Annotated in this window: 19 protein-coding genes; 5 read left to right on the forward strand and 14 right to left on the reverse strand. The window is 59.2% G+C overall.

Features of this window, described 5'->3' with window-relative positions; genetic code table 11:
- Positions 1-28: 28 nt before the first annotated feature.
- Both VZP09_RS09585 and VZP09_RS09590 read right to left on the reverse strand, forming a co-directional pair.
- Positions 29-1,066: an NADP-dependent oxidoreductase gene (locus VZP09_RS09585; RefSeq protein WP_002906792.1), complete on the reverse strand. Its 1,038-nt coding sequence runs from the start codon at positions 1,064-1,066 to the stop codon at positions 29-31.
- A 65-nt stretch (positions 1,067-1,131) separates the two neighbouring features.
- Complete coding sequence (locus VZP09_RS09590; protein WP_002906794.1) at positions 1,132-1,713, reverse strand: helix-turn-helix domain-containing protein; 582 nt, start codon at positions 1,711-1,713, stop codon at positions 1,132-1,134.
- Positions 1,714-1,875: 162 nt separating this feature from the next.
- On the opposite strand from VZP09_RS09590, the gene VZP09_RS09595 reads away from it, so the two are divergent.
- Positions 1,876-2,394 (forward strand): GNAT family N-acetyltransferase, encoded by a 519-nt coding sequence (locus VZP09_RS09595; RefSeq protein WP_002906796.1) that lies wholly within the window; start codon positions 1,876-1,878, stop codon positions 2,392-2,394.
- The gene (locus tag VZP09_RS09600) at positions 2,391-2,840 is read left to right on the forward strand and encodes a DMT family transporter (protein ID WP_004180135.1); all 450 of its coding nucleotides are present in this window, start codon (positions 2,391-2,393) and stop codon (positions 2,838-2,840) included. The genes VZP09_RS09595 and VZP09_RS09600 overlap by 4 nt, the downstream gene beginning before the upstream one ends.
- Positions 2,841-2,848: 8 nt before the next feature.
- Here VZP09_RS09600 and VZP09_RS09605 read toward each other — a convergent pair whose 3' ends face one another.
- Together VZP09_RS09605 and VZP09_RS09610 are read right to left on the reverse strand one after the other, a co-directional pair.
- The gene (locus tag VZP09_RS09605; protein ID WP_328795083.1) at positions 2,849-3,082 is read right to left on the reverse strand and encodes a YdcY family protein; all 234 of its coding nucleotides are present in this window, start codon (positions 3,080-3,082) and stop codon (positions 2,849-2,851) included.
- A gap of 16 nt (positions 3,083-3,098) precedes the next feature.
- Complete coding sequence (locus tag VZP09_RS09610; protein WP_009484786.1) at positions 3,099-4,697, reverse strand: ABC transporter substrate-binding protein; 1,599 nt, start codon at positions 4,695-4,697, stop codon at positions 3,099-3,101.
- Between the two features lie 269 nt (positions 4,698-4,966).
- On the opposite strand from VZP09_RS09610, the gene VZP09_RS09615 reads away from it, so the two are divergent.
- Positions 4,967-6,400, forward strand: a complete 1,434-nt coding sequence (locus VZP09_RS09615) for an aldehyde dehydrogenase (protein WP_004180137.1) — start codon at positions 4,967-4,969, stop codon at positions 6,398-6,400.
- 13 nt (positions 6,401-6,413) lie between these two features.
- Here VZP09_RS09615 and VZP09_RS09620 read toward each other — a convergent pair whose 3' ends face one another.
- Complete coding sequence (locus VZP09_RS09620) at positions 6,414-7,163, reverse strand: alpha/beta fold hydrolase (RefSeq protein ID WP_004200090.1); 750 nt, start codon at positions 7,161-7,163, stop codon at positions 6,414-6,416.
- Between the two features lie 88 nt (positions 7,164-7,251).
- The gene (locus VZP09_RS09625; protein WP_002906888.1) at positions 7,252-7,425 is read right to left on the reverse strand and encodes a GhoT/OrtT family toxin; all 174 of its coding nucleotides are present in this window, start codon (positions 7,423-7,425) and stop codon (positions 7,252-7,254) included.
- Positions 7,426-7,620: 195 nt separating this feature from the next.
- On the opposite strand from VZP09_RS09625, the gene yncL reads away from it, so the two are divergent.
- Positions 7,621-7,713, forward strand: coding sequence for a stress response membrane protein YncL (yncL, locus tag VZP09_RS09630; protein ID WP_002906891.1), 93 nt, complete (start codon positions 7,621-7,623; stop codon positions 7,711-7,713).
- Between the two features lie 51 nt (positions 7,714-7,764).
- On the opposite strand, the gene VZP09_RS09635 is transcribed toward yncL, so the two are convergent.
- Both VZP09_RS09635 and VZP09_RS09640 read right to left on the reverse strand, forming a co-directional pair.
- On the reverse strand, positions 7,765-8,016 hold the full coding sequence (locus VZP09_RS09635; protein ID WP_002906893.1) for a hypothetical protein: 252 nt from the start codon (positions 8,014-8,016) through the stop codon (positions 7,765-7,767).
- Between the two features lie 137 nt (positions 8,017-8,153).
- Complete coding sequence (locus tag VZP09_RS09640) at positions 8,154-8,351, reverse strand: hypothetical protein (RefSeq protein WP_016946523.1); 198 nt, start codon at positions 8,349-8,351, stop codon at positions 8,154-8,156.
- Between the two features lie 148 nt (positions 8,352-8,499).
- Between VZP09_RS09640 and VZP09_RS09645 the strand changes: the two genes are divergently transcribed.
- The gene (locus VZP09_RS09645) at positions 8,500-8,622 is read left to right on the forward strand and encodes a small membrane protein (protein ID WP_004175940.1); all 123 of its coding nucleotides are present in this window, start codon (positions 8,500-8,502) and stop codon (positions 8,620-8,622) included.
- 340 nt (positions 8,623-8,962) lie between these two features.
- On the opposite strand, the gene patD is transcribed toward VZP09_RS09645, so the two are convergent.
- From patD to VZP09_RS09675, 6 genes are all read right to left on the reverse strand, one after another.
- A complete protein-coding gene (gene patD, locus VZP09_RS09650; protein WP_004175939.1) occupies positions 8,963-10,390 on the reverse strand; it encodes an aminobutyraldehyde dehydrogenase in 1,428 nt (475 codons plus the stop codon).
- A 22-nt stretch (positions 10,391-10,412) separates the two neighbouring features.
- A complete protein-coding gene (locus VZP09_RS09655) occupies positions 10,413-11,219 on the reverse strand; it encodes an ABC transporter permease (RefSeq protein WP_004143773.1) in 807 nt (268 codons plus the stop codon).
- Positions 11,209-12,138, reverse strand: coding sequence for an ABC transporter permease (locus VZP09_RS09660; RefSeq protein WP_328795084.1), 930 nt, complete (start codon positions 12,136-12,138; stop codon positions 11,209-11,211). Before VZP09_RS09660 ends, VZP09_RS09655 begins: the two co-directional genes overlap by 11 nt.
- 1 nt (position 12,139) lies before the next feature.
- Positions 12,140-13,153, reverse strand: coding sequence for an ABC transporter ATP-binding protein (locus tag VZP09_RS09665; protein WP_004184243.1), 1,014 nt, complete (start codon positions 13,151-13,153; stop codon positions 12,140-12,142).
- A 16-nt stretch (positions 13,154-13,169) separates the two neighbouring features.
- Entirely contained in the window at positions 13,170-14,315 is a 1,146-nt protein-coding gene (gene ydcS / locus VZP09_RS09670) for a putative ABC transporter substrate-binding protein YdcS (protein WP_002907384.1), read from the reverse strand.
- A 304-nt stretch (positions 14,316-14,619) separates the two neighbouring features.
- Positions 14,620-16,032, reverse strand: a complete 1,413-nt coding sequence (locus VZP09_RS09675) for an aminotransferase-like domain-containing protein (protein ID WP_004175937.1) — start codon at positions 16,030-16,032, stop codon at positions 14,620-14,622.
- Between the last annotated feature and the right edge of the window lie 26 nt (positions 16,033-16,058).

The raw sequence follows: 16,058 nt of genomic DNA on the forward strand, positions 1-16,058 counted from the left end.
GGGGCCTGTTAAGTCGAAGCCCGCCAGGCTAGTCGTCCGCCGCGACGCGGATCACTACCTTACCGAAGTTCTCACCTTTTAACAGGCCGATCAGCGCCTGCGGCGCCTGGTCCAGACCGTCGATCAGCTGTTCGCGATATTTAATTTTCCCCTCCTGCACCCAGCGCCCCATCTGCTGCTGGAATTCGGCGATCCGATGCCCGTAATCCTGGCCGATAATAAAGCCCTGCATCCGGATGCGCTTTTTGAGGATGGTCGCCATCAGCAGCGGCAGACGATCTGGCCCGTCCGGCAGCCCGGTGGCGTTATAGCCGCTCACCAGCCCGCAGACGGGTACCCGCGCTGCGGTATTCAACAGCGGCAGCACCGCGTCAAAAACCTTGCCGCCGACGTTTTCATAATAAACGTCAATACCCTGCGGGCAGGCCTGGGCCAGCTGTTCGGCAAAATCATCCGCACGATGGTCAAGGCAGAGATCAAAGCCTAACGTCTCAACCGCATAGCGGCATTTTTCCGCGCCGCCAGCGATGCCGACGGTGCGGCAGCCCTTAATTTTGCCGATCTGTCCAACCGTGGCGCCAACCGGCCCGGTCGCCGCGGCGACCACCAGCGTTTCGCCCGCCTTTGGCTGGCCGATGTCCAGCAAACCCATGTAGGCGGTGAAGCCGGGCATCCCCAGAACTCCCAGCGACCAGGACGGGTGTTGCGGATTGTCACCCAGCTTCACCAGTCCGCTGCCGTCGGAGAGTTCATAATCCTGCCAGCCGCTGTAGCCCAGCACCCAGTCGCCGGGTTGATAATCGGCATGATTTGAGCTGACCACGCGACTCACGGTCCCTCCCACCATCACCGCGCCAATGGCCACCGGCGGCGAATAGGACGGCGCGTCGCTCATGCGCCCGCGCATATACGGGTCGAGCGATAAATAAACGGTACGCAGCAGCACTTGACCCGGGCCTGGCGTCGGCACTTCGCTCTCTTCCAGGCGGAAATTCTCTGCCGTCGGTTCACCATGGGGACGGGAAGCCAGCACCCAGCGGCGATGGCGTTGCGGTTGATCTGTCATAGCAAACTCCTCTTGTTAGCAGACTGTACTGAGGCTAGCTGCTTTATGCGTATTATGCTTTAACATTAAGAGCCGGATGGCGATTGATTAAGGCGAACCACCAGATAGACGCAGGTCTCTGCGGATTCATTAATAAAGCGACAATCGTTGGGCGGGCCAAGCTCCAGACAATCCCCCGCCTGCATCTCATGGCGGGTATTGCCTTCGACAAACACCAGCTCGCCCTGTTGCAGCCAGATTAGCTGGCGGGCAAGCGCATAGGACGCGGCGGGCATCGGCACATCGCTACCGGGCGGCAGCTCAATCTGCACCAGATCGATCGGCAAATCGCTGCGCGGCGAAACGTGGCGGCGGAGATAGTGGCTTTGCGGGTCGCGCCATACCGGCTGGCTGGCAAAGCGCAGCAGCTTGCCCTCCTGCATTTCCGCGCGGGCGATCAGGGTCGACATACTGATGCCGAAGGCACCGGAAAGGCGGCCCAGCATCGAGGCGGTCGGGCTGCTTTCGCCACGCTCGATTTTATGGATCATCGCCCGCGAGGCGCCGGCCCGTTCGGCGAGGTCGTTCAGCGACCAGCCGCGGGACTCGCGCTCGATGCGGATGCGCGCGCTGATGCGCTGATTGAGGTTGTCTTCTATAGTATTCATAACGTAACACTATAGTGTGCGCCCCCCCATTACACAACCATCCACCGAGACGCGTTATTCCCGGGTTAGCCGTTAAAATTATGCTGAAAACGGATGACAGCGTGGCGTTCATTATTGTAATAGTATTGTACTACTATAGTGTACGAAAAATTGAGGTTTGCTATGTCCATTCGCCCTGCCATTAAAGACGACTGCGCGGCGATCGCCGAGATCTATAATCATGCCGTCGTCCATACCGCCGCCATCTGGAATGATAAAACTGTGGATACCGACAACCGCATCGCCTGGTTTGAAGCCCGCCAGCTGGCTGGATTTCCGGTACTGGTGAGCGAGGAAGACGGCGTCATTACCGGTTATTCCTCGTTTGGCGACTGGCGGGCATTTGACGGCTTTCGCCATACCGTGGAGCATTCGGTGTACGTTCATCCCGAACACCAGGGGAAAGGGCTGGGCCGCAAGCTGCTGGTCGCCTTGATCGCCGAAGCGCGACGGCTGAATAAACATGTGATGGTCGCCGGCATCGAGTCGCAGAATCACGCTTCGCTGCATCTGCATGAAACGCTGGGCTTTATCACCACCGGGCAGATGCCGCAGGTGGGCACCAAATTTGGCCGCTGGCTGGATCTGACCTTTATGCAGCTGCAGCTGGATGCGCGTCAGGACCCGGACGGCAAAGCATGAACGCGTCGCTCACTCTCGCCTGCCTGATCGCCGCCGGCGTTGGCCTGGTAGTGCAGAACACTCTGATGGTGCGCATCACCCAGTCGGCGTCGACGATCCTTATCGCTATGCTGCTCAATTCGCTGGTCGGGATCGTTATCTTCGTGACGATGTTACTGCTGCGCCAGGGCGTCGCCGGCTTTCAGGAGCTGGCCCTGAGCGTGAAGTGGTGGACGCTGATCCCCGGCCTGCTGGGGTCCTTTTTCGTCTTCGCCAGCATCAGCGGTTATCAAAACGTTGGCGCGGCGACGACCATTGCGGTACTGGTGGCCAGCCAGCTGGTGGGCGGGTTGATCATGGATTTAGTTCGCGCCCACGGCGTGCCGGTGCGGGCGCTGATCGGACCGTTATGCGGGGCGGTGATGCTGGTGGTGGGCGCCTGGCTGGTGGCCAGACGCCAGTTCTGAGCGCATCTTCAGAGGATCGCGCCGCCTTTGGTCAACTGCTCGCTGCGCGCGTCCTGCTCTTCCTGATGCTGTCGCCCATGATGGGCGATGGCGGTGCGCAGACGCTGCTGTTGGATATAGCGTTCCTCACGACTGAGTTGCGCATCATCACTCAGGGCGATTAGCAGCTCATTCATATGCGCGATAACGCCCTCGGCCAGGGTGTCATCGACTTTGACGATAACCTCATCCAGATGTGCCATCCTGTTCTCCTTTCGCTTAATTCAGCTTCGCTTTGGAAAAATCGCTCCCCATCATGCTGACGGTGTAGCCGCTGACGTTGCTGCGCGTCGCATAGAAGGTTTTCCCGGTCGCCAGGGTGATCCATGGCGCCTGCTGATAAAAGATCTCCTGCGCCTGTTCGTAGAGTTTGGCCCGCGCCTGCGGATCGCTCACCAACAGCGCTTTCTTTACCAGCGCGTCATAGGATTTGTCACACCAGCGGGCGGCGTTGGAGCCGGTCTGGATATTATCACAGCTGAGCAATGTGCCAGCAAAGTTGTCCGGATCGCCGTTGTCCGACATCCAGCCATACAGGGCGCTGTCGTGCTCCCCTTTACGCATACCGGCAAGGTATTCGCCCCATTCATAGCTGACAATTTTGGCTTTCACCCCCACTTTCGCCCAGTCGTTTTGGATCATTTCGGCAATGCGTTTTGAGTTTGGGTTGTAGGGGCGCTGGACCGGCATTGACCACAGGGTCACTTCCGCGCCTTGCTCCAGACCCGCCTGCTTGAGCAGCGCTTTGGCTTTCTGCGGATCGTAGTCATAGTCCGGGAGATCTTTCTTATACCCGAGCATCGTCGACGGGATCGGTGATTTCGCCACGCTGCCGGAATCGAGGAATACCGCCTTGACGATCGCCTGCTTGTCGGTAGCGTAGTTTAACGCCTGGCGCACCAGCACATTATCAAACGGTTTTTTCTCGGTGTTAAACGCCAGATAGCCGACGTTCAGCGCCTCAATCGCATGCAGCGCCAGATCTTTATTGCCCTTAATCACCGGGAACTGTACCGGCGACGGCGCGGGAATAATCTGGCACTCGTTGGTCTGCAGTTTCGCCAGACGGGTCTCGACGTTCGGCGTAATGGAGAAGATTAAGTGCTTGGTCGGTACCTCGCCTTCCCAGTAGTGGGGATTGGCAATATAGCGGATTTGCGAATCCACTTTATACTGCTGCAGCGCATACGGCCCGGTACCGACAGGCCAGTTATCAACGTTTTCCGGCGTTCCTTTCTTCAGCATCGCCTCACCATACTCTGCCGACAGAATAGAGGCGAAGTCCATGCCCCAGTCGGCAAGAAACGCCGCGTTCGGCTCGTTGAGCTCGAACTGGACATGGTAATCATCCACCTTTTTCACCGATTTAATCAGCTTATCGAGGCCCACGTCGTGGAAGTATTCATAGTTCCCCTGCGACACCTTGTGATAAGGATGCTGAGGATCCATCTGGCGCAGCACGGAGAACAGGACGTCGTCGGCGTTAAAATCGCGGGTCGGTTTGAAGAATTTGTTGCTGTTGAACTTCACCCCCTGACGCAGAGTAAAGGTCCAGGTTTTGCCATCCTCAGAGACGTGCCACTCGGTGGCCAGCGACGGGATCGGCGTATTTTTCACCGGGTCAAAGCTCACCAGACGGTTATACAGTACCTGCGAGCTGGCGACGAACGACGGACCGGAGCTGGCGATCTGCGGATTGAAGGACTCCGGAGAGGCTTCTGAGCAGTAGACCAGAGTGTCATTGCCTGCGGCCCAGGCGGCGCCGGCCGGCAGCAGTGCGCTCAGCAGCAGCGCCAACGTGGTTTTCCCTGTAGACATGGTTATAAGTCCTGATTATTGATTATAAGATCAGTAATAACAGCACAGCCGCCTGACGGCGGCAAATAATCAATGGCTATCACCTTATGCAAAACGCGTGGAATTTGCTGGTTTAATCGACGTTGCGCTGCTTTTTACGCCAGAGGGCTTCGGGATGATGTGAGCCACACAAAATTCCTGCAAAAAAATGTGCGATAACCGCCCGGCTCACGCTTCCCGTCAGTGCCGCCCGGTACACTGGGGGAACCGCAGAACAAGAGGTTTCCACCATGACAATCACCTGCAATCTGTACATTAACGGCCAGTGGCACGATGCCGAAGGCCGCCGCACCTTTACCCGACGCCACCCGGCCCACGATGAGGCAGCCTCGGTGGCCGCTGCCGCCAGCCTCGCCGACGGCAAACGCTGCGTCGAAGCCGCGGCCTGCGCCTTTCCGCTGTGGCGCGATACTGCGCCGGCGGAACGACGTCGCTTACTGCTCGAGGCGGCGGAACAGATGCTGTTGCGGGAGGCGAAATTTATCGCCGCCATGGCGGCGGAGACCGGCGCGACCGCGCACTGGGCCGGATTTAACGTTCATCTGGCGGCAGATATTCTGCGTGAAGCGGCGGCGCTGACCACCCAGATTGAAGGGCAAATAATTCCGTCCAACGTGCCGGGTAACCTGGCGATGGGCGTCCGCCAGGGGGCGGGAGTGGTGCTGGGCATGGCGCCGTGGAACGCGCCGCTGATTCTGGCCACCCGGGCCCTGGCGACGCCGCTGGCCTGTGGCAACACGGTGATCCTTAAAGGCGCCGAACTTTCCCCCGCCACTCAGGGACTGATTATCGACGCCCTTGACGCGGCGGGCTTCCCGCCGGGCGTGGTGAACTATCTTACCTGTGCGCCTGAAGATGCGCCGGCGCTGGTGGAATCGCTGATCGCCCACCCGGCGGTGCGGCGCGTTAACTTTACCGGCTCCACACCGGTGGGGCGCATTATCGCCCGCACCTGCGGACAGTATCTGAAACCAGCGGTGCTCGAGCTCGGTGGAAAAGCGCCCCTGCTGGTGCTGGACGATGCTGATATTGAGCAAGCGGCGGCGGGCGCTGTTTTTGGCGCCTTCGCCAACGCCGGGCAGATCTGCATGTCCACCGAGCGCATTATTGTCGACAATGCCGTAGCGGAGGCGTTTATCCCGCTGCTGGCCAGGCGCGCCGCCGCCCTGCCTGCCGCCCTCACGGGCCCGGTTGTCGATATGAACACCATCGCCCGCTGCAACGCGCTCATTGACGATGCGTTAGCGAAAGGCGCTCGCCTGCTGACCGGTGGTAGAGCCAACGATACCCATATGAGCCCGACCCTGCTGGACGGCGTGACCCGCGAGATGCGCCTGTGGCGTGAAGAGTCCTTCGGTCCGGTGAAAGCGATTATTCGCGTTCATAGCGAAGAGGAGGCGCTGGCGGTGGCCAACGACAGCGAATATGGTCTTTCCGCTGCGGTCTACAGCCGCGACAGCGCCAGAGCGTGGAACGTAGCGCAACGTCTGCATACCGGGATTTGCCATATCAATGGCCCAACGGTGCATGATGAGGCGCAAATGCCGTTTGGCGGCTGCAAAGCCTCCGGCTATGGCCGCTTTGGCGGGCGGGCCGGGATCGCGGAATTCACCGAGCTGCGCTGGATAACGATCCAGACCCAGCCCCGCGAGCTTCCCTTCTGAGGCCCAGCGCCTCTTAACTATGGCTGGCGATAAGCTGCGCCAGCCCCTGCGGATTTTCCCACGCCATCGAGTGTCCGGCATGGGGCACGATGCCGACCGGGATCCCTTGTGCCTGAACGAGGTCGCTATCCGCGTAAGGGAGCGACCGCTCTCCGACGATCAGCATTTTCTGGCAGCGCAGCTGGCATAGCTGGGTAAACCAGGGCGTGTCGCTGCCGCGTATCAGGCTGCTGGCAGCCCGCCAGACGGCCCAGGGGGCGCTGTTTTGTAAACAACCCGCCCACGGCGAGCGCTCCTCCGCCAGCAGCCTGGCATAGCCGTCAGCGACAAAGGCTGACTCTGACTGCGCCGCAATGCGCCTGCTGTACTCGCCGCCGCCGGCGAACAGGTTGGGTTCCGAGACCAGCAGCGTGGTCACCCGCTCGCCCAGTAGCCCCGCCGCTTCGATGGCGATGCTCCCTCCCATGCTATGCCCGAACAGCGCGAAGCGCTGCAGGCGCAGGTGGCTGAGGAACTGCTCCAAAACTAAAGCCTGCTCATGTATGTTGTAACTAAACACGCGCGGTTTATCGCTATAGCCGAAGCCCGGCAGATCGATGAGTATTTTGCGCCGTTCTCGGAGCGCGGGATCGCTGGCAATGCGGGGATAATCGTAGGATGACGCGCAGCCAAGGCCGTGGATAAACACCACCGGAAGGCCATCTCCCGGGAAATCGTGCCAGCGCAGCGTGGCGCCAGCGACGGACGAATAAAAACCGTTCACCTGTATGCCTCCATGATAAGGTTACTGTTTTTTTATACAGTAACCTTATCCTTTGTGCTACCCCTTTCTGCCGTCTAGCGCCTGAGGGTTAAAACAGCGAGACGAGCAGCGCCATCGGGAAGCTGAACGGCCAGGTGGCGCCGATCAGCAGGGCCGCCAGCAGGCGGATCATCCGGCTCTCTTTGGTTAAAAACCAGCTAATCACGGCGCATATCACGCCCATAATGGCGTAAAACACCAACATTTTTTGATATAACGTCATTCTTACTTTTTCCTTCCCTGANNNNCGTTCCATGGTGGGATGATTATCTGCCATGACGTCGTGATTCAGAGATACCTGTATAACAAAATCAGAAACGGGCTGAATATTCAGAATAAAGCCTGATTCGTCTTAATCTGATAGCGCAACCGCTGGCGCCGTACTATACCTTTAGGACTTACTCATTAGGGTGGCGCTATGGATGTCTCCAGTAAAACCGTCGTTATGATTAATGTCTGCGCCGCGTTCGCGCTTATCAGCCTGCTGTCCGTAAGATTTGGCTGGTTTTAATCATTTAATTCAGCAACGAAACCTAAAAAAGCAGCCCCGGAGGCTGCTTTTTTACGCGCGAACAACAGAGTTGTTATCTTGCTGTCGGGCGGCGGGGGCTAACTGCGCGGCAGCTATTACCTTATTAAGACTGGGGTTATAGCGCGGCAGTACATTGACTTTTTCACTATCCCATTCGGCGGCGGCGCAGACGGCCTGCCCTACGCCCATCTTCTCACAGCTTTGGATTCGTTTCGCCGGGGCATTACCATAGCTCAGCGCCACAGCGCCGATAGCCAGCAGAATAAAAGCAAAAATTTTCACAGCGACATCAACGTCAAAACCTAATATGCCCTAAATGATCGCATGAGCGGCGGCGGAAAGTCAAACCCGGGGCGCGCTACCGGGCGGCATCCGGTATTTGCCTCTGCCTCAGGGCTATAAAATATTCAGAACAAATATCATGCGATAACCGTAAATATTAAAAGCTTATCTCTAGCCGTGAAATACTTTCTGTTCAGGGGAGTTAATTTCGCTAATAAGGAAAATATTTCGCCGTCGGCAAAGGGAAAAGGATCGCCGCCTTCGCCACAGGCGCAATATATCGCGCGGGCCGTCATCGTAAGAAGATAAATGGCGATGGCAAGCCGTTGTAACATAACCTCTTCATCTCCGTCATCACGGATAAGAGCCAGAAATAGCGCTAAATGACAACAAATATCATTTGCCTTCGCGTCAGATAATACTTACATTCATAACCATTGGTAATGCTTTAGCGCAGTTCGCGCTTTGAATTTCGAGGTGGATATGTCCGGAATCATCACGCTGGTCATCGCGCTAATCCTGCTGGTCGCGGCGGTGTATAATCTTATTTCCTACATTCGTGACCGGCGCAGCGCCAGCCTGCCCAGCAAAAAAACCAAGCGCTGAAAGTAATTAAAGCGGTATTCTCGTTACCCCGGCGCGACTGGCCGGCTCATCTCTTCGCTCTTCTGCGAGCACAAAAAAGCCCCTGCCGACAGACAGGGGCCGCAATTCGGTCGCGAACCGCGATGTTGCCGCCCCACCCGCCGGGCGCTGTGCGCCCAGGGTGACTGGCGGACCCCATCCGGCGCTTATCTCCGGCACTCATGATGGCTTAGCTCTTGAAGGGGCATCAGAATAATCTCATATCCCCTGGGTTGAGTTTTGACAATTTTTGCCATTGTGACTATTAGCGGCCTAACACACCCATCGCGCAATAGTCGCCTGGCGCTAAATGGTCAATCCTTTAGCTATGCTTAACCATCACATGGCGGACCACGGTATAATCCTCAAGGCCATACATCGACATGTCCTTGCCGTAGCCTGACAGCTTCTGGCCACCGTGCGGCATTTCGCTGACCAGCATAAAGTGGGTATTGACCCAGGTGCAGCCGTACTGCAGCCTGGCGCTAAGACGATGGGCGCGACCGACATCTTTCGTCCATACCGAGGAGGCCAGGCCATACTGAGAGTCATTCGCCCAGCTCAGGGCCTGCGCTTCATCGCTGAAAGGCGTCACGCTGACTACCGGACCAAACACTTCGCGCTGGACAATAGCGTCTTCCTGCCGGGCGCCGGCGAGCAGCGTCGGCTGGAAGTAATAGCCCGCGCCGTCAGCCCGACTGCCGCCGGTGACCACTTTAATGTGCGGCAGCGCCCTGGCGGCTTCCACCGCCGCGCTAACGCGCTCAAGATGGGCCAGCGAGCTCAGCGGACCCAGTTCGGTGGCAGCGTCCTCCGGCGCCCCCATTTTCAGGCTGGCCACCGCCGCCCCAAGTTTCTCCACCAGCTGGTCATAGATACCCTGCTGGGCGTAGATCCGGCAGGCGGCCGTGCAGTCCTGGCCGGCGTTGTAAAAACCGAAGGTCCGCACCCCATCCACCACCGCATCGATGTCCGCATCGTCAAAAACGATCACTGGCGCCTTACCGCCCAGCTCCATGTGGGTGCGTTTAATCGACGAGGCGGTATGGCCGATGATATGGGCCCCGGTGGCAATCGATCCGGTCAGGGAGACCATTCGCACTTTAACGTGGGCGGTCAAGGGGTCGCCCACCGTTTTACCGCGGCCAAACAGCACGTTGATAACCCCCTCCGGGAAGATATCTTTTGCCAGCTCCGCCAGCTTCAGCGCCGTCAGCGGGGTGATCTCCGAGGGTTTTATCACTACGCAGTTGCCCGCCGCCAGCGCCGGGGCCAGCTTCCAGGCCGCCATCATCAGCGGATAGTTCCACGGCGCGATGGAGGCCACCACGCCCACCGGATCGCGGCGGATCATTGAGGTATGCCCTTCGAGATACTCTCCGGCCGCCATCCCCGGCAGGCAGCGAGCGGCGCCGGCGAAGAAGCGGAAGACGTCGGCGATGGCCGGCATTTCATCATTAATCACGCAGTGCAGCGGCTTGCCGCAGTTCAGCGACTCCAGCTGCGCCAGGGTTTCAGCCTGCGCCGAGATGGCGTCCGCCAGCTTCAGGAGACATTCCGCACGCGTCTTCGGCGTCGTCTGACTCCAGGCATCGAATGCCCGGTCCGCCGCCTCAACGGCGGCATCGACCTGGGCCGCTGTCGCTTCGGCAATCTCCAGGATCACTTCGCCGGTTGCAGGGTTATATACCGGAACCTTCTCGCCTTCACCTGCCACTAACTTACCGTTTATCAATAGGTTGTGTTGCATAGCATTATCCTGTTTCATGGTTTTATTTCCCGTTTCCGGCGTCGTTATCGCCGTCGCGGGTGAGCCACCAGGCCCCTAAGATTGGTATCGTCGTTACCAGCATCACCAACAGCGCGACAACGTTGGTGACGGGCACATCTCGCGGCCGCCCCAGCTGATTCAGCAACCACAGCGGCAAGGTGCGTTCATGCCCCGCGGTAAAAGTGGTAACGATAATTTCATCAAACGACAGAGCGAATGCCAGCATTCCCCCCGCCAGCAGCGCCGACCCCAGATTGGGCAGCACTACGTAACGAAAGGTCTGCCAACCGGTAGCGCCTAAATCCATCGAGGCTTCCACCATACTCCACGAAGTCCGGCGGAAGCGGGCGATGACGTTGTTAAACACCACCACCACGCAGAAGGTCGCGTGCCCCACCACGATCGTCAGCAGGCCAGGCTCAAGGCCGACCGCTTTGAACGCCGTCAGGAGCGCCAGGCCGGTAATGATCCCCGGCAGGGCGATAGGCAGCAGCAGCAGTAGCGACACCGCGTTTTTGCCAAAAAAGGCGCTGCGCCACAGGGCTCCNGCAGCCAGCGTGCCAAGCACTAAGGCAATGGCGGTCGACAGGGCGGCGATCTTAAGTGACAGTGTCACTGCCTGCAGAATGTCGCTGCGCCCGGCCGCCTCGCTGAACCAGCGCAGCGTCAGCCCCTGCGGCGGAAAGCTAAAGGCTGCATCTTCCGTATTAAAAGCATAGATGGCGATAATCAGCAGCGGAAAGTGGAGGAATATCACCCCGCCCCAGGTCGCCAGTCGCAGATACCAGGGCGCGCGTTCAGAGTGCATCGAAGGCTCCCAGACGTTTCACGAACGCCAGATAGAGGGCAATCAAGACGATAGGCACCAGGGTAAACGCCGCCGCCATCGGCATATTGCCGATCGCCCCCTGCTGCGAGTAAACCATATTGCCGATAAAGTATCCCGGCGGGCCCACCAGCTGCGGCACGATAAAGTCGCCTAGCGTCAGCGAAAAGGTGAAGATCGACCCAGCGGCGATGCCGGGAATGGCCAGCGGCAGCACCACGTAGCGAAAGGTCTGCCGCGGGGCCGCGCCCAGATCGGCCGAGGCCTGTAGCAACGATCCCGGAATACGCTCCAGCGCCGCCTGCACCGGCAGGATCATAAACGGCAGCCAGATGTAGACGAACACCAGAAAGCGTCCAAGGCCGGAGGTGGACAAGGTATTGCCACCGACCGCCGGGACGCTCAACAGCGCGTTCAGCGCCCCCTCCAGTCCAAGATGACCGAGGAACCACTGCGCCACGCCATCTTTCGCCAGCAGCAGCACCCACGCATAGGCTTTGACGATATAGCTGGCCCACATTGGCAGCATGACCGCGATATAAAAGAAGGCCTTCATTTTGCCGCTGGTATAGCGCGCCATATACCAGGCCATCGGCAGCGCCAGCAGCGCGCTGGCCAGCGTGACGCACAGCGCCATCACCAGGGTCCGCACAATAATATCGTAGTTGGCAGGGTTGAACAGCGCCCGCAGGTTAGCCAGCGTGAAATCGCTGGCCACTGACATGGTGAAGTCGTCAAAGGTATAAATGCTCTGCCACAGCAGGGTCAGCAGCGATCCCAGATACACGATGCCAAACCACATCAGCGGCCCGAGCAGCAGTAAAAACAGGCCCAGCGCCGGTCGGCGCCAGAAGATCCCCGATATGCGCCCGGTCTGCGCAGGAATTATTGCCATGGTCATCTCAGCCTCCGCTTTCCAGCGGGGTCATCGCCGAGCGCGACCATGACGCCTGTACTATTTCCCCGGTTCGCGGAACGCTGGCCGCCGCCGCGCCATCGATGTTGGCCTGGCTGACCAGCAGTTTGTCGCCATCCGCGAGGCGGAGCTCGATCCGCGTCGCCGCCCCCTGATACTGCACCGCCTGCACCACGCCCTGCACCTGCACCTCGCCGCCGCCCTGCAGGCGAACATGCTCCGGACGCAGCGACCAACTGCCCGCCATCCCGCACAATCGTCGGGCCGCCTCGGCTGCAAAAACGTTGGCGGTGCCGACAAAACCGGCCACAAACGCGGTCCTGGGGTGCAGATAGAGATCCTGCGGGGCATCCACCTGCTCAATGCGCCCGTTGTTAAACACCGCCACGCGATCCGACATCGACAGCGCTTCGCTCTGGTCGTGGGTCACGAAGATGAAGGTGATCCCCAGCGACTGCTGCAGCTTTTTCAGCTCCACCTGCATCTGCTCGCGTAGTTTCAAATCCAGAGCGCCCAGCGGCTCATCGAGCAGCAGCACCCGCGGCTGGTTCACCAGCGCCCGGGCAATCGCGACCCGCTGCCGCTGGCCGCCGGAGAGCTGGGAGGGCTTGCGATGATGAGCAAAGCCAAGGGCCACCTTCTCCAGCGCCTCCTGGGCGCGGGCATGGCGCGCTTTCTTCGCCATGCCTTTGACCATCAGGCCGTAGGCGACGTTGTCAAGGATCGACATGTGGGGAAATAGCGCGTAGTCCTGGAACACGGTATTCACATCCCGCTGCCAGGGCGGCAGTTCGCTGGCCGGCTGACCAAAGATATGGATGGTTCCGCCGGAGAGCTGCTCAAAACCGGCAATCAGCCGCAGGCAGGTGGTTTTACCCGAGCCGGACGGACCCAGCATCGAGAAAAATTCTCCATCGCGTATGCCAATGCTAACCCCATCCACCGCCCGCACATCGCCATACAGGCGCGATACATTCTGGAACTCAACCGCGTACGTCATTGTTTGCCTCCGATCCTTAGCGGCCGCCCATTATCGCAATATAGTCCTGAGTCCAGCGGCTATAGGGCACGTATTTCCCGCCTTCCGCAACCGGCGTTTTCCAGAAGTGAATGCGGTTAAACTGCTCATAGCCGTTGGTCTCACAACCTTTATCACCGAGCAGCGCGCTGGCTTTACAGCCCTCAGGCACCACCGGCAGCGAACCGAACCATGCCGCCACATCGCCCTGCACCTTCGGCGTGAGCGACCAGTTCATCCATTTATAGGCGCAGACCGGGTGCTTCGCCTCGCTGTGCAGCATGGTGGTATCCGCCCAGCCGGTTACCCCCTCCTTCGGGAACACGGTGGCGACCGGCTGGCCTTCCGCCTTCAGGCCGTTGGCTTGATAGGGCCACGAACTGGAGGCGGCTACCCCTTCGTTTTTGAAGTCGTTCATCTGTACGGTGGCGTCATGCCAGTAGCGATGGATCAGCGGTTGCTGGTCGCGCAGGACTTTCAGCACCGCGTTGTACTGGGTTTCGGTCAGTTGATAGGGGTCTTCGATCCCCAGCTGCGGCTGGGTGGCTTTGACAAACAGCGCGGCGTCGGCGATATAGATCGGGCCATCATAGGCCTGCACCCGCCCCTGGTTGGTTTTACCATCCGGTAGATCCTGCTTGACGAACACCACGCGCCAGCTGTCCGGCGGCGTCGGGAATACGCGGGTGTTGTACATCAGCAGGTTCGGCCCCCACTGATACGGCGTGCCATAGACTTTACCGCCGACGTTAAACCACGCCCCCTTCGCAATACGCGGATCAAGGGAGCCCCAGCCGGCAATCAGCGCCGTGTTGATCGGCTGCACGCGTTTGCCCATGATCAGGCGCAGCGAAGCATCACCCGAGGCGGTGACCAGATCGTAGCCGCCTTTGGCCATCAGACTGACCATCTCGTCAGAGGTGGCAGCGGTTTTGACATTAACCTGGCAACCGGTGTCCTTTTCGAACTGACTCACCCAGTCGTACTGTTTGTCGGTCTGACCGCGTTCGATATATCCCGGCCAGGCAATAATATCGAGCCGCCCTTCCGGTTTATCCAGCGAGGTGAGCGGCTCTGCCGCCTGAACGGTCAAACAAGCCATACCCAGCACATAAAGGCTGCAACGGGCAATTTTTTTGCTCATCAGGTGTTACTCCTGTCACAAAGGAATTAGCGGCAGCCGTGCCGTAAAAATATCTCCTGAAATAAGGGTAGTCAGCGGATTAACGCCCCCAGGGGAATTTATTCAGGTTGTGACCCGGGACGCATTACGTAAAAATCGCCAACACAAGCAGGACTTTATGGATTATAGACAACGAGTTAGGGAATGAGGAGGGGTATGCATATTTCCTATGGTGAGCGCCGGTAAAATAATGACCGGCCTCGATAAAAATCCTCTTTCGCTTATTTTCGCAGAATGTTTATGATGAGAAAAATAAACGACAGGGTCAGGCAAGCTGTTCGCGAATAAGCTCCCCCAGGCGCTTCACCCCCTGCTCTTCGCGTTCCCCCCAGCCCCAGGCGGTATTAAAACGGAAAAACGAGGTCCAGCTGTCGGAGGTGGAGAACATTTTCCCTGGGGCAATGCTGATGTGCGACGCCAGCGCCCGGGCGCTAAGTGCGCTAGCGTCGGCCCCTTCCGGTAGTTCGATCCACAGAAAGTAGCCGCTGTCGCTGTGGTGGACGACGACCTCCGGCGGCAGATGGCGCAGCAGCGCCTGCCAGGCCTGCTGTTTACGCTCCGCCAGCTGACGACGTAGACGGCGCAGGTGGGCGTCATAGCGCTTGGTGGACAGGTAATCCACCAGGGCTAACTGCATCGGCGAACTGGTGGAAAGCGTACTCATCAGCTGGAGCTGCTGGATCCGCCGCGCCTGTTTGCCGGCCGCCACCCAGCCGATACGAAAGCCGGGTACCAGACATTTTGAGAACGAGCTGCAGTGCAGCGTCATCTCCTGGCGATCCCAGAACTTCGCCGGTAACGGCTTTTCGCGGCCAAAATAGAGCTCGCTGTAGACATCATCTTCGATCAACATCACGTTATAGCGCGCCAGCAGCGCCACCAGCGCCGCTTTTTTTTCAGCGCTGAGGGTGAAGCCGAGCGGATTCTGGCCGTTGGTCATCAGCCAGCAGGCCTTCACCGGATAGTTTTGCAGGGCCGCCTCCAGCGCCGTCAGATCAATGCCTTCCCTGACGTCAGTGGCCACCGACAATGCTTTCAAACGCAGCCTCTCCAGCGCCTGCAGGGCGCCGTAGAAGCAGGGGTTTTCCACCACCACCCAGTCTCCCGGCTCGGTCACCGCCTGCAGGCTGAGGTTAAGCGCCTCCAGCGCCCCGGCGGTGATGACGATCTCGTCCGGCGAGACGTTCATCCCCTGCAGGGCATAGCGACGGGCAATGGCATGCCGAAGTTCTGCATTCCCCGGCGGCAGATTCTCAATGACGCTCATGGCGGTGGCGGTTTTACTCACCTGCGCCAGCGAGCGGTTGAGCTGCTGCAGCGGGAAGAGACGCGGGTCCGGAAAGGCCGAGGCAAAGGGCAGCATCGACGCCTGGCGGCTGGCCTGGAGCACCTCAAAGATATAGGTATTGATATCGACGGCTTCATCGCGAGTGACCTGGGCAGGCGGCGCCGGCTGGCGGAGCTTCACCGGCTGGGGGGCAACATAATAACCCGACTGCGGACGGGCGACGATGCGCCCCTGGCTTTCCAGCAGCTGATAGGCATGGCTGACGGTCATAAAGCTCATGCCGCTGCTGATCACCTGCTCGCGCAGCGACGGCAGCCGATCGCCAGGCAACCAGACGCCAAGGGCGATCTGCTCGGTCAGTTGCTGCGCCAACTGTTGATACTTTTTCATTGCGGCCGTCCCCGTACGATAACGTC

The sequence above is a fragment of the Klebsiella sp. EMBS2024 genome (assembly GCF_036233805.1).
GTDB classification, from domain to species: domain Bacteria; phylum Pseudomonadota; class Gammaproteobacteria; order Enterobacterales; family Enterobacteriaceae; genus Klebsiella; species Klebsiella pneumoniae.